15 protein-coding genes are annotated in these 13,303 nt (G+C 64.4%); 12 read left to right on the top strand and 3 right to left on the bottom strand.

The genetic code is table 11. The features are described from left to right. Positions 1-3 precede the first annotated feature (3 nt). The gene (locus tag JK358_RS32730; RefSeq protein ID WP_201955044.1) at positions 4-738 is read left to right on the top strand and encodes a GNAT family N-acetyltransferase; all 735 of its coding nucleotides are present in this window, start codon (positions 4-6) and stop codon (positions 736-738) included. Here the strand turns inward: JK358_RS32730 and JK358_RS32725 are convergent. From JK358_RS32725 to JK358_RS32715, 3 genes are all read right to left on the bottom strand, one after another. Next, complete coding sequence (locus JK358_RS32725; protein WP_201955043.1) at positions 707-1,450, bottom strand: hypothetical protein; 744 nt, start codon at positions 1,448-1,450, stop codon at positions 707-709. The genes JK358_RS32730 and JK358_RS32725 overlap by 32 nt on opposite strands. Continuing rightward, positions 1,428-1,700 carry a hypothetical protein gene (locus JK358_RS32720; protein ID WP_201955042.1) on the bottom strand — a complete coding sequence of 91 codons (273 nt, stop codon included), beginning with the start codon at positions 1,698-1,700 and terminating at the stop codon, positions 1,428-1,430. Before JK358_RS32720 ends, JK358_RS32725 begins: the two co-directional genes overlap by 23 nt. 230 nt (positions 1,701-1,930) lie before the next feature. Further along, positions 1,931-2,254 (bottom strand): hypothetical protein, encoded by a 324-nt coding sequence (locus tag JK358_RS32715; RefSeq protein WP_201955041.1) that lies wholly within the window; start codon positions 2,252-2,254, stop codon positions 1,931-1,933. 327 nt (positions 2,255-2,581) lie between these two features. On the opposite strand from JK358_RS32715, the gene JK358_RS32710 reads away from it, so the two are divergent. The 11 genes from JK358_RS32710 to JK358_RS32660 all read left to right on the top strand — a co-directional run bounded on the left by JK358_RS32710 (position 2,582) and on the right by JK358_RS32660 (position 13,297). Beyond that, positions 2,582-4,975: a hypothetical protein gene (locus JK358_RS32710; RefSeq protein ID WP_201955040.1), complete on the top strand. Its 2,394-nt coding sequence runs from the start codon at positions 2,582-2,584 to the stop codon at positions 4,973-4,975. 117 nt (positions 4,976-5,092) lie between these two features. Next, complete coding sequence (locus JK358_RS32705) at positions 5,093-5,962, top strand: hypothetical protein (RefSeq protein ID WP_201955039.1); 870 nt, start codon at positions 5,093-5,095, stop codon at positions 5,960-5,962. After that, entirely contained in the window at positions 5,959-6,732 is a 774-nt protein-coding gene (locus JK358_RS32700) for an ESX secretion-associated protein EspG (RefSeq protein ID WP_201955038.1), read from the top strand. The genes JK358_RS32705 and JK358_RS32700 overlap by 4 nt, the downstream gene beginning before the upstream one ends. Before the next feature lie 136 nt (positions 6,733-6,868). After that, the gene (locus tag JK358_RS32695) at positions 6,869-7,507 is read left to right on the top strand and encodes a DUF4190 domain-containing protein (protein WP_201955037.1); all 639 of its coding nucleotides are present in this window, start codon (positions 6,869-6,871) and stop codon (positions 7,505-7,507) included. Continuing rightward, a complete protein-coding gene (locus tag JK358_RS32690; RefSeq protein WP_201955036.1) occupies positions 7,504-8,148 on the top strand; it encodes a Scr1 family TA system antitoxin-like transcriptional regulator in 645 nt (214 codons plus the stop codon). The genes JK358_RS32695 and JK358_RS32690 overlap by 4 nt, the downstream gene beginning before the upstream one ends. Positions 8,149-8,167: 19 nt before the next feature. Beyond that, positions 8,168-8,347, top strand: a complete 180-nt coding sequence (locus tag JK358_RS32685) for a DUF397 domain-containing protein (protein WP_232852274.1) — start codon at positions 8,168-8,170, stop codon at positions 8,345-8,347. Positions 8,348-8,446: 99 nt separating this feature from the next. Next, complete coding sequence (locus tag JK358_RS32680) at positions 8,447-9,028, top strand: dihydrofolate reductase family protein (protein WP_201955034.1); 582 nt, start codon at positions 8,447-8,449, stop codon at positions 9,026-9,028. Positions 9,029-9,235: 207 nt separating this feature from the next. Then, entirely contained in the window at positions 9,236-9,808 is a 573-nt protein-coding gene (locus tag JK358_RS32675; RefSeq protein WP_201955033.1) for an MspA family porin, read from the top strand. Between the two features lie 326 nt (positions 9,809-10,134). Further along, positions 10,135-10,932 carry a hypothetical protein gene (locus tag JK358_RS32670; protein ID WP_201955032.1) on the top strand — a complete coding sequence of 266 codons (798 nt, stop codon included), beginning with the start codon at positions 10,135-10,137 and terminating at the stop codon, positions 10,930-10,932. 6 nt (positions 10,933-10,938) lie between these two features. Then, positions 10,939-11,460 carry a hypothetical protein gene (locus JK358_RS32665; RefSeq protein ID WP_201955031.1) on the top strand — a complete coding sequence of 174 codons (522 nt, stop codon included), beginning with the start codon at positions 10,939-10,941 and terminating at the stop codon, positions 11,458-11,460. Between the two features lie 91 nt (positions 11,461-11,551). Further along, positions 11,552-13,297, top strand: a complete 1,746-nt coding sequence (locus JK358_RS32660; protein ID WP_201955030.1) for a cation:proton antiporter — start codon at positions 11,552-11,554, stop codon at positions 13,295-13,297. Positions 13,298-13,303: the final 6 nt, after the last annotated feature.

The following is a 13,303-nucleotide window of genomic DNA, read 5'->3' as shown; positions in this document are numbered from 1 at the left end:
ACGATGACCGACCCGGACGAGCGGCGACGCTGCGCTGACGCGGTAACCACCTACATCGCCACACATGTGGTGCGAGCGCGCGAATCCAGCAGCGACGAGGCAGCCGCCTGGTTCCGCACCGCCGCGCCCAGCGACGAACTGAACGCAGTGCTGAGACTGGGCGGTGAGCTTCCTCTCGAGTTCGAGCGGCTGCGGACCCTGTTCGACGGTGTCCCCGCGTCCTGGCATTGCTGGCGCGAACTCGATCCTCCGGAAGTTCGTGACCTGTTCGCGCGAAATGGTCTCAGCCTCTTCGAAACCGAGCCGCTCATGGTCTTCGTCGGCCCCGGCGAGACAGCATCCACACCCGAACCTCGGATCGAGGAGGTCACCGACGACACCGGGCTCGCGCAGTGGGCGGCCCTCTGGTCGGGTGCCGCGACCACGGATGCGCTGGTACCCGCTCTGCGCCAGGGCATGGAACTAGGCTCGACGTGCTACCTGCTGTGGCGTGAGCAGGGTGAAGTGCTCGCCTGTGCCGCCGTCGTCACCAGCGATGCGGGCGCATCGCTCGAGCACATCGTCACCCGGGCCGATCACCGAGGCCGGGGCATCGGCACCGTGCTCACTCGGCGAGCCCTCGAACTGGCCCTCGATTTCGGCTCCGATCGCGTGGTGCTGACCGCCTCCCCCGACGGCGAACACATCTATCGACGGCTCGGATTCGTCACCGTCGGTCACGTCGACCGGTACGCGTGACGCTGTACGCGGCGCCGCGCGGCCAGCGGCGGCGCACGAGCGAAACTACGTTGGTGCTGAAGGCGTCTCGGACCGGGCGGAAGGCCAGTCGGCTGGAACGCGGGTTAGAACGAGTCCGGCGGTGACGAGGGCCGGACTGGACATGAACGCCACCCCGAAGAGGAAGTTGAGCACCGAACTGGGGGATCGTGCTATAGGTGCTTCTAGCAGCCCACTGCATCACCTCAGTGATCAGCGCGCCGATGAGCGCGAGCGATGCGCCAGAGACGATCATGACCCGGCCGGCGCGGTGGCGCAGATACAACCCGATCACCCTGGCGATGAGCAGAATCACCTGCGCTGCCCACAGCGCTTGCCTTACCAGATCAGTGGCATCGAAAGCGCCGGCGTTGTTGAAGTGATCGGCGGCGAGGATCACGGCCAGAACTACGCCGAGCGCCGCCGCCACACCGGAAAAGACCACGGCCACAAGCGGATCCCGCGGTGCAGGCGGATTGTGACCTTGTGGGAGAAAGCCCTGATCGCCGTGCTGGTGCGGACCCGGAAGCGCGAACCAGCCGCGCAGTACCGGCAGCATCACCAGCAGTACGGTGACTGTGGGGAATGCACAGCCCACTGCGAGACCGATGAGAGCGTTGGATTTGGATGAGGAAATCGACGAACTCCAGTGCAGCGAGTCGAAGACTGTCTCAGCACAGGCGTTCAGAAACATGGCCACAACATCCGATGACGACCAGCGCCCGGGCAACGACCTTGCGCCGGGACAACAGCCACGCACCGGCGCATAGCAGGATGAACTGGACGCCCGACAGCGGCAGATCGACCAGGGCTCCGATCGAGCGCCAGTCGACGTCCTTCGTCGAACGGAGGTGGTCGGTACCGAGTACGTTGTAGGCGTTGACTGCCGAAACGAGCCCGGCCAGTCCGCCCGCCACCACGAATATGCCGACCAGAACGGCCACGGGTTTCAGATCCGGTTGCTGCGGTGGCGGGAACGGTCGATAGGCGTGCTGAGGCAGCCGATGGTTCACGATCCCCCTCGGGTGAAGCCACGTGTGCGAGAACTGAGTTCACAGTGAACTCAACAGTGATTAAGCGAACCGACCGATACTATCGGCGGCTCGTGGCAATCCTCCGGCCGACGAGATCCGCGAGATGGCTTGTGTGCGTGGTGCCTTCGTCCGACCTTGCGCTACGGAGTCGGTACCGTGGTTGCCTGCGGCACGTACACCGAATCCGCGACCGTCTTCTCGGCGGCGTCGGGCTGGCCGCAGTTCTTCTTGGCCATGGTTGTGGCCGCCCGCAACGCCATCGAGGGGTCGTCTCCGTTCGCCGGCTTGAGTTCCCAACCGGGTTTACCCTCGACTGCCCGCTCGACCGCATCGAACTGGTCCGACGCACTCATCCGCATGAACTCCGCGCAGGTCGTCTGCGACGCCTGCTTCGGGGTTGCGGTGCTCGGTTCGCCGGAACCGCAACCAGTCAGCGAACCGAGGACGAGCGTGCCACCGATCACGATGCGAACGGTGTGCGACTGGGGTCGGTAAGGCATGCTCGCACCCTAAACAAAGCGTGCCCGAACTGTGTTGGGCGGGTGGCGTTTTGCATTCCCACTTCCTGTGTACGCGGCTCAACGGAGGCCGCCGACAGCGCCAGCGAGTTCGTTCAATACTGAATGTCGGGTTTGCGTCGATCGTGGATCTACGGCATGGTGTCGGGAAGGTATGCCGGGAAGTCTGGTCGGCAAGGTCGGGGCAATGGGCCGCGGGCTTCAGTTCGGGTTGAAGGGTGGATTTCGAATGCCGACGCGCGATGCGCGCCTGCACCGGATCTGGGGTACACGGTGACCGGGGGGCAAACAAACAGCACGTACACGTCCTGGGACGATTGGCGGCCGGACGCGCGCGGTGGCGGATTCAATTCCGCGACCATCGCATTCGATCCGGCTGTTGCCACCACGTTGGCCTCCGAAGCAGCGACGATGGCGAGAGCTGTGGGTAACGCGAAGACCGAGGTGGCATCGGCGGCCGATCTGAAAGCCTTGAACCTGAAGGGTTCCGGTGCGGATCTGGCAGGCATGATCAATAGGACCGCCACGATCATGGCCGACGGCACCCTGGCACGGCATGTCGACATCCTCACCGATATTGGCGAAACCTTCCTCGCCGCCACGGGGCTGTACCAGCAGGGCGAGGAGGAATCACGGGCCGCGTTCGCCCGCCTCAGCAGCGGTGCCACCCCGGTTGCCTTCGAAGCGAGCGCCGCGACGGCACCGTCCTGGGGGCCATCGTCCGGGCACGGAAGCCAAAAGTACTCGGATTCACCGCAGCGGGACTACGGCAATCTCCTGACCGATACCAGCGAAGCGCAATCGCTGTGGGAGCGCGGCAAGCGCGAAGGCGACGGCATCTCGATGCAGCAATCGCTGGTCGATCCCGAAGCGGGCGAAATGTATACGTGGCCCGAGTTCGTCGCCCAGTACAACCACGTCGCCGGTAACCAGATCATCGACCAGCTACAGCGGCTCGCCGACTCGTGGAAGAAGGCCGCCGATGGGCTCAAAGCGCAAGCGTCCGCCTTCCGCGCCGCGTACCAGGAAACCTTGAAGGCCGGTGTGAGCGAGGCGAACTCGTCGGGTGTCTGGGCTTCTCCGGCCGCAGGGAAAGCGCGCTCCGCGTTGGACAGCTACCTGACCGGTGTCGACACGCTGGCCGAGAACATGGCGTTCATGAGCGACACCCTCGCCTTCACCAAGAGCTGGATGGGCAAACTGCAATCCCTGCTGCCGCAGCAGAACCTCGTCACCGCCAACGATCCGAGCGGCTCGGCCTATGAGGCAGAGCTCAAACAGATGCAAACAACCTGGGACAACTGGTACGGGGTAGGCGCGAAGATCTCCAGCAACTGCATTCCGCAACCACCCGCCGCGGCGACCCCCATCACCGCGCTCGCCACCCCCGGCAACCCGCTCTACGACCAGCTCACCGGTGCGCCGGGAGCCTCGACCACCAACCCCGCGGATATACCGTTCACCATGAACGGGGCCCTGGCAGAGGGCGTTCCGGTGTCGTATCAGGTCTCCGGCGACACTCGCATCACCGCCATTCCCAACCCCGACGGCACCCTGACCACGGCCAAAACGACCGTTGCCCCCGATGGCACCATCACTGTCGTGTCGAGCACCGACGGTGGAGCCGACACCGTATCGGTGGCCACGCCACGCAACGACGGCAGCGGCATCATCGACACTGTCACCACCCTGCCCGACGGCACCCGGCAACGAACCGTCACCACCCCCAAGGACGACGGCAGTCTCGGCGCCCAGACGGTCGGTCAGAATGGCGCTCTCGGCGTGGAGGCGGTCACCACCCGTCTGGACGACGGCACGATCCGCACCGAGATCCCCGACCCCGCCAGCGGGACCACCACCAGGATGTTCACCGCGCCGGACGGTTCCACCCATACGTATGTGAACGGCGTGGCCGCCGACGGTTCCCGGACACTGCTGGCCAGCATGGACTCCGACGGCACCCGCTCGGTGGCCGACAACAACGGCCGGGTGTTCACGACCTTCGCCAACGGCGACACCGCCGTCACCACCCCGTTGAGCAACGGCACCACCGTCACCGAGTTCCTGGACGGATCCATCCTGCCGAGCAACCCCGCACAATCCACCGATCCGTGGAGCGTCACCGCCTTCCTCGAAGCGGCTCACCAGTCCATTACCACGGACCCCATGGTCGCTGCCGGCACGGCCGCTACCTTCGGGGAGAACTTCGGTGGCGTGGCTGGTAGTAATATGGCCGTACGCGCGGCGGTAGCGGCGGCTGAGGCCAATATCCTCCACATGAATGGAACCTCCTACGTCGATGGACCCAACCCTAAACTCCTAGGATTCGCGGTGGACGCCGCCGACGACGCGGCCGCCAAATACGGGCTGTCCAAAGCGGTCGGGGCGAGCGCCAAAATGCTTGGCTGGCCAGCACTGATCGGAACCAACGCATACAGCAACTGGACCGCCTGGGAGAACGGCGGCAAATCTGGACCAGCGGCAATTGCTAGCACGGTTGGTGGAGTCGGTGGCGGATATGCGGGCGCAGCAGCGTTCGCATCTTTAGCGGCGTTGCCAATATTCTGCGGCCCCGGCGCGCCTGTGTGTATCGGTGTCAGTGCGGCAATCGGCGGTCTCATTTTCGGACTGGGTGGATCATACGCCGCAGAACAACCTTTCAAATAGTGGACGGAGGGAAGGATTCAAGTGTCGCGGTCGGACAACCATAAACAGCTGGAATGGCCACGAGAATGGGGTCCGGCCAGGTTACCGTACAAAATAGTCCTCGCGATGGTTGCATGCGTGGTCGTTGGCATCATCCTAGTAGGTCCGTTCGCCAGCGATTACTTTTGGCGTGGTGAACAGTTGACGGGGGTGTTCGGATTGGTTGGTGGGTTGGCTGCACTGACCATGGCTGCACCTCTCTTGCTTGCCAGCCGCGTTAGGCAAGACAAGTTGCCGCGTCGCATATGCGTGAGTTCTGTCGGCAATCACAGACGAGGCCTCAGAATTGATGTCCGGGCTTCATGGAAGCCATTGATAATTGTCTGGCTTCTCCTGGGTGCTGGATTTATCGCGCTACGTGGAGCTATTTCTCTCCGCAACTATTCCACCACGGAAGATCCTATTTTTATGGGCTTGAATGCTGGCGGTATAGTTATGGTCACAATCCTCTTGGTGGCCATCTTTAGCGTTTTGTCAACCATGGTATTCGGCCGTCACAAACACTTCCTCGCAGTCACGGAGGAGGGTGTGATCAAAGCGGCTGGAAAATCAAAATCGACCATCGCGTGGGACGATATCGACCGTATTATGCCCGTCCTGTATAGCAATATGCACGCTGTGCAGATTTCTCCACGTCCATGGATGAAAGTGCAGGTGGAGGGCGGGGGTTTCGGCCGTCACGAGCTGGAGTTATCGATGGTGATCCACGCTTGGAATCTGAAGATCGACCCTCCTCTCCTCTTATGTCTGCTCCGGTTCTATTGGCGGTATCCGGAATTGCGGACCGAGCTCACCTCTGACGCGGTGATCGACCGGATGCGTCGTACGAATTTCCGCAGACCGAAGACACTGCGTCAGGATGACTCCAAAAGCGAGTCCTCGGATCGGTCCGCTATCCGATTCCGCAGCGCGCGCGGTCTGGACTCCTCCCCGTCGGCGGACTCGTGACACGGACCTGGCGGTTCAGTGAGGCCGGGTTCTCGGTGCTGTGGAAGGACCGGACCGGTGATCAGCTTCCGGATCCGTTCCTATACACCTCCACTGCGGCGAGCCAGCAGGAATACCGCGAAGAACAGCAGCAGGCGCGAGACCGCGTGCGTGCCAGTGCCGATCACGAGGTGAACGAGATCGTGGACGTGGTGTCCGCGCCGGATCTGTATCTGACGGTGCGCGGCGGCAGTTCGTCCGATCCGGCATCGCTGATCCGTATGCGGGCGTCGCGCAAGGGCGGTCGCGGGTATCTCATAACTCAGTTGCCGGGTGAGTCGATCTACCACCGTGGCGGCTACACGGTGACCGAGTGCGACCCGGTTCGGCTCGCGGACGCGATTGTTGCCGCGTTGCCTGCTGCCGAGGCAGGCGCGGGCGGCGACATCGTGCTCACCTCGGCCGGCGACGGGTACGAATACGCGGAATCCCGGAGTTCCGTTGTGGTTGCCGACGATTCGATGGATGGCAGAGCGGCTCGGTTCTCGCGGGCACCGTTGGCGGCGTCCGGCCAGATCCAGATCGTGCAGGGCAGTTCGGTTTTCGGGCCCCGTGGCATCCGGCGATTCGCGGTTGGCTGGCGGGATCTCGAAGGTGATGGCCGCTATGTCCTCACCGACCGCCCCGCCACCGCCATGGCTTCCGATGGCAGCCGGTTCGTCTCGGTGCTGAATTCACAGATCGCCCAAGTTATCCGGGCGATCAAGGAAGAACGCGAGCAAGTTGGTTGACGCTGAATTCGACCGCATTTCGACATGCGTGGTTCCGGTGTCGCAAGGGTGAGGGCAAAGGGAGACGATAGTGCAGCGTGATCATGAATCAGAGTCCGCCGATTACGGGTGGGAACCGACGTTGACCCCCGAGGCCATGACCACCGCCGATGACCCGGAGCCGCCCTCGGAGCAGCCGGAAACCAATCGCCTCGCGGTCGGGTCGTTGATCCTCGGCCTGCTCGGAATGTGTTTCTTGGCAATGCCGCTGGGGATGATCGCCTTGGCCCAGATCCGTAGGCGCGGACAGCGCGGCGGGGTTCTTGCGCGGGCAGGAATGGCGGCGTCCGGGTGTTACGTGCTCGTCGCTGTGGTTGCGCTGGTGTTCTTCGCGCCCGAAGGATCCAGCGAGAAAGAGGCGGCGGAACCGGCCACATTCACGAAGAATTTGTCGGTCGGTGACTGCGTCGAAAGCGTGCGGGAGTCCAACACCATCATGTCGATGCCGGTCGTTCCGTGTGATCAGCCGCATGCGGCGGAGGTGATCACGCAGTTTTCGGTGACGGGCCCGTGGCCTGGTCGCGACGAATCGGTGCGCCGGGCCGATGCCCGTTGCAGCGAGGATCTGACACCGGAATTGATCGACAGCCCGATGCTGACCGAACTACGCAGCTTCATCTACTTTCCGGCGAATGAGATGCAGTGGCGAAACTTCCCGACGGTCAGCTGCTTGGTCATGCGCGTGGACGGCAAAGATCTCACCCAGAAGATCCCCCGTTGCGGATTTCGCGGATGAGGTCGGGCCGGTCGACCCGGAATCCGGGCGAGCGGCCGAAGAAGAAGGTGGTCTGGGCTTGGACGATGCTGCTGCTCATGGTGAGTCTGATGGTGCCGACGAAGTACGACGCCGTGAAGACGCGGCTCACCGGCGAACGCGTTACCGCCTACGTCGACCGCTGCTGGTACCAGGACGCCGGACGGGGTTCGGGCTGGCGATGCACCGGGGACTGGACGTTGCGTGATGGCAGCACCGCGTGGGGGAAGCTGTGGGGACTCGAGGACCGCACACCCAGCGTGGTGCGGACGGTGGTCGGGGACAATACGACCATGGCCGCGCAATGTCGGCACCTTGCCGATATGTCCACCCGGGACAACGTAGAGGTCCGGGTGCTGCCCTTCCGTGCGGGACTTCCGCTCGGGGCAGCGGTGCCGCCGTGCACCATCATGGATTTCGGTAGCGGTACACGCGGCAGGCAGGCGCCGGAACCGGCCCAGGTCTACTGCGAGGGCTTTTCGGGTAGTGCGTACTTCGAGGCCGAAGCTGATGTGCTGGCCTTTCGGCAGGCATTCGAGACGCTCACGCAGGCCAGCTTGGGCGCGCGTGCCAGCCGGGACCTGGTGCGTGAGTTAGCTAAGGGGTACGAGAGTGAACGGTGATCCGGCTGAGGCTCGGTGGTTGAGGTCCAGCTATAGCCAGGGTGGGGCGGATTGCGTCGAGGTCGCGTTCCTCCGCAGCGGTCGCGTCGGTGTGCGGGACTCCAAGGATCCCGCCGGGCCGGTATTGATCTTCAATCCCGGTGAGTGGGATGCGTTCGTGGCCGGGGTGGATGGCGTCGAGGTCAATCCGCTCAACTGATTTCGCTTGTGGGGCGGGGTGCACGCACCCTCCCTACGGGTGGCTTCGACGCGCTACCTTTTGTGCAGTGGCATGCGTGGTGCCGCCTGGAGGAAACTGATGCGCAAACTGACCTATTACGTCGCGGCGACCATCGATGGGTTCATTGCCACCGAGGACGGTTCGGTGGATTTCTTTCCTGTCGGGGGCGATCACGGGCCTGCGATCACCGCGCAGTATCCGGAGACGCTGCCGACGAAGGTGCGGGAGGCGCTCGGGGTGGACAAGCCCGCGCACACTTTCGATACCGTCGTAATGGGCCGCAAGACACATGATTTCGGCGTGCGGACGGGGACGTCCAGTCCCTACGCTCATCTGCGCCAGTTCGTGGTCTCGACCACGCTTCCCGACCGTCCCGCGCCGGATGTGCAACTGATTGCCGATGATCCGCTGGCGCGGGTGCGAGAACTCAAGCGGGAGAAGGGTCTTGGGATCTGGCTGTGCGGCGGCGGGGATCTGGCGCAGACGCTGCTGCCGGAGATCGATCAGGTGTTCCTGAAGCTGTATCCGATCGTGCTGGGCAAGGGCCGGTCGCTGTTCGGTGAGTGCGGTCGACTGCCGGACGCGGCGCGGTTCCGGGTGCTCACCAGCCGGGTCTTCGAGGACGGCGTGGCGTTCATCAAGTACAGCCGGGTGCGCTGAGATCCGAAGCGTTGGTGCGCTACAGCGGTAGGTGATCCACCCCACAAAGTTAGCTAGATATTTGCGGACATCTGTTACTCATGATTCGCTCTAGAGGTCAAAAGCGTTACGCGGATTGATAACTCCGGGGTGGAAGTGGTAGTGAAGATGAGGGTTCTCGCTGTCTCGACCGGTTTGCTGAGTGTTTGTTCGATTGGTGCGGGAAGTGTGTCGGCGGACTTGGTCCGCAGTTCCGACCACACCGTCACCAAAGCCACGGTGGACGGCTGGGTCGCCGAGGCATCGCTGGTGAACGTGCTGGTGAACACGGTCCCGAATCTGGCGCAGTCGCCGTGGTCGCGTGAGGCGTTCATCGACGCCACCGCTGTCGGCAACATCTCTGGCTCCGGCAGCACCGGCGTGAAGTCCGGAGTGCTGCGCACCGGGCTGCAATTGGGTTGCAACACCGACGTTTCCAGCGGCCTGCAGACCGGGTCATCGGGCTCGATCGGCCCGAACGCGTCGGTGACCGTCTCGGCCCAGCCCGGTGTCACCCTCGGTGGCAACGCCTCGATCTCCCCGCAGATCCAGACCACGATCAAACCCGGTGCGATCACCACGATCCCGCTGGGGGAGCGTGTTCTCGAGGGGGCGGTCGGCGCATCGGACCTGACCGGGATCCAGGTGAATGTCGACTCCTGCCTCGGACCGGTCAGCGTCCGCGTCTACACCCAGTTCTCCATCTCCAGTCATGTCGCCGACACCACGGTGACCGTCTACTCCGACCCCACCACCATCTGATGAAAACGGCATGGGCACTCCACAACCCGGCCCCTGCTGCCCCGGGGCGGCGGCCCGCACCCTCGCGGGTAGTGGTTCTCTCCACGGTGGTCGTGGTCCTGATCGCCGTCGTTGTCCTGGTGACAGGGCAGGCCGGTGCGGAAACGCCCGCCGAGCGGTGCGCGCGTGAGACCGCCGCGTACAACGCCGCGTGGGAATCGAGTTGGCGCGCAACCAATCCCGGCAATCCCGGACCACCCCCACCGCCGCCGATGCCATACGTGTGCGTAGATCCGGGTGCGCCGCCATCGACCACGACGACCACCCCGCCACCGACCGCACCCGGGTTGCTGCCCACCCAGGCGCCCGGCGGCGGCGCGCAAGGCAAAGCGGGCAACGCACCGGGACGCCTGCCCGAGGGCGACGGCACCGACATCGTCCCCGGACCCACCCTGGAACCTGCTCCGCGGCCCTCGACTTCGGCCCATCCGCAGCCGTCCGTGCCGGTGGCCACGCAACCTGTTCGCGCTCCCTCCGACGTGTCCGACACCGGTGCATGCGGCAACGGGTGGAATGGACCACCGTGCGCTGCGGTGCAGGAGTGCCCGCCGGGCTACTCCGTACAGGGAAACCTGTGCTTCGGGGTCCGAAGTATCACCCCGGGCACAGTACCCGAAGGGTCGCAACCCAAGACGCGGCAGCGAAACTGCACATCGAGTCCCGCCGAGTGGACCAAGAACGAAACCTGGACGAGCTCGACGACGATCACCAATACCAACAGCAAGATGGAATCGACACAGAACACCGTCGGCGGCAGTGTGAAGGTCGAAGGTGAGGGCGGCATTCCGATCGTCGGCAGTATCAAGGCCACCGTAGAGGGCAACTACCAGAATCAACAGAAGACCGATACGACCTGGATCGATACCAACACCCGGCAGCAATCGCTGACCGACTCGAGCCAGCGGAGATTCACTGTCGCACCGGGCACGGAGCTGACTGTCTACACCCAGTACACCGACGTCTCATGGGAGATCGTCCGAAAGTACTCTCACGAGAAAGTCACCGACGGCCACACCTATATCAGCGAACCAGACAGTTACGGCGCGTTCGAACGCCCCGTCGACTGCACGAACCCAGGTAGGTGAAACGCCTTGTCATTCCCGCACCGGATCCGCTCCCAAACGATCGAGCTCTGCGCCGTTCTCGCGTTGACGGCATTGGCAGTGACATCCTGCGACTCGACCGGTGAGCCGACGTCGCCGAGCCTGACACCGACCAGCACAACAGCGGTACAGACCACGGTCTCGTGGTCGCCACCGATCTACCGGTCGACGCCCGCGGCACCCGGCGATGCCGTCGTTACGCGCGAGGAGTTGATCGGGATGAACGTGGCCGATGCCCGGATGCTGCTCGCTTCGGGTACCTGGCAACCGCAGATCCTGGAAACCACCTACACCAGCACCGGCCCCGGCCAGCAACCGCCCGAGAAGTCGAACACCGACACCTGGCGCATTGTCGGCGCCTGCTTCACACCCGACTACAAGGTCTGGATAACCGCCAAAGCATCAAACCAATTCAATGACAGCGAACTTCCCCGCATGCGCGAGGGACGATACGACTCCACCGAATGCCAAAACGGGTGGAACGCTCTCAACCTCTCCGTGAAGCCGTAGCCCAACCACGGCACGCCACAGCGGGTCTCGCGCCGGAGGGGATCGGCAACCGGCAGTTAGACTTCGCTGACGAGTCGGAGGAGCGCCAGCCGTGACGGTTCTGCTGATCGTGTTCGTGAGCGCGTTCGTGGTGATCGCCGCCGCGACGGTCGCCGGTCCGCGCCTGGGCGTCGCCTCACCGCTGCTGCTCGTCGTGATGGGCGTGGCGGCAAGCTATCTGCCGGTGTTCGAGTCGCTGTCCATCGAGCCGGAGTTGATCCTCGAGGGCGTGCTGCCGCCGCTGCTGTACGCGTCGGCCGTTTCGATGCCCGCGATGAACTTCCGCCGCGAGTTCGGCGCTATCAGCGGGTTGTCGGTGCTGCTGGTGGTGGGTAGTGCGCTGGCGCTCGGGCTGTTCTTCATGGTGGCGATACCGGATCTGGGGTTCGCCTGGGGTGTGGCGCTGGGCGCGATCGTGAGCCCGACCGATGCCGTGGCTACCTCGATCATCAAACAGACCTCGGTATCCAAACGTGTGGTGGCGATTCTGGACGGTGAGAGCCTGCTCAACGACGCGACCGCGCTGGTGCTGCTGCGCACGGCGATTGTGGCGACGGCGGCGGCGTTCTCGTTCTGGGGTGCGGTGGGCACCTTCGTGTACTCGGTGGTTGTCGCCGTGGTCGTCGGCTGGGCTGTGGGCCGGTTGAATTTGATGATCCGCAAGCGGGTCACCGATTCGACCGTCAATACGGTCATCTCGTTCACGGTGCCGTTCTTCGCCTCGATTCCGGCCGAACTGCTCGGCGCTTCCGGTCTGGTGGCGGCGGTGGTGGCCGGTCTGATCACCGGAATCCGTGCGCCGCGCGATCTCTCACCGCTGAACCGGCTGTCGGATTCACAGAATTGGCGCACGGTCTCGCTGGTGCTCGAGGGCGCGGTGTTCTTGATCATGGGGTTGCAGATCAAGTCCATCGTGACCAATGTCGAGAACGATCATGCCGGGGTGGGCGCGGCCGTACTGGTCGCGGCGGGGGCGCTGGCGCTGACCATCGTGGTGCGCGCGGCCTATGTCGCCCCGCTGCTCGGGATTCTCGAGCGGCGGGCGCGGCGCGGCGAGCGCCTGCAACCCCGGTTGCAGGGCATGCAGGAGCGCATGAGCACACCGGAGGGCAAGCAGCAAACCGTCGAGGAGTTCAACGCGCGCGGTCGCCGCACCCTGTCCGAGCACGATCTGGAACGGTTCGACCGCCGCATCACCCGGGGCCTGGCGAATATCGAATACTTCCTGCGGGAGCCGCTCGGTTGGCGCGAGGGCATCGCGGTGGTGTGGGCGGGTATGCGCGGCGCGGTGACGGTGGCCGCCGCCCAGACCCTGCCCGAGGACGCCCCGCAGCGGTCGGTGCTGGTGCTCATCGCCTTCGCGGTCGCCATGATGTCGCTGCTGCTGCAGGGCGGCACCATCGGCCCGCTGCTGCATCGGCTGGCTCCCGATGACGAACCGGCCGCCGAGTCCGACGGCCAGTGGGCCCGGCTCATGGAATTGCTGCGGACGAGCGCCGAATCCGTCCCGCAGACCCCGCGTCCCGAGGGCGCTCCCACCACGCAGGACTATGTGACGGCGAAGAAGGAGCGCCTGGCCGTCATCGCCGCCCAGCGGGCGGCCCTGCTCGACGCGCGCGCCGACGGCACCTTCGACGCCGACATCCTGGAGAACGCGCTGCAGAATCTCGACGCCTGGGAGATCTCCCTGGAATTGCGCGGCAGGCTCGTCAGCCCCGAATCAACGCCGGCCGGTGGCGAATTGGAGGACGAGCCCGCCGACGGCCAGGACCGCGCTCGGAATCCCGCCGAACAGTAGGAGCGT

This window comes from Nocardia acididurans, from assembly GCF_016741815.1.
GTDB lineage: Bacteria > Actinomycetota > Actinomycetes > Mycobacteriales > Mycobacteriaceae > Nocardia > Nocardia acididurans.
The sequence above is the reverse complement of the archived record's forward strand: the minus strand, read 5'-3'. Positions and strand labels throughout refer to the sequence as shown.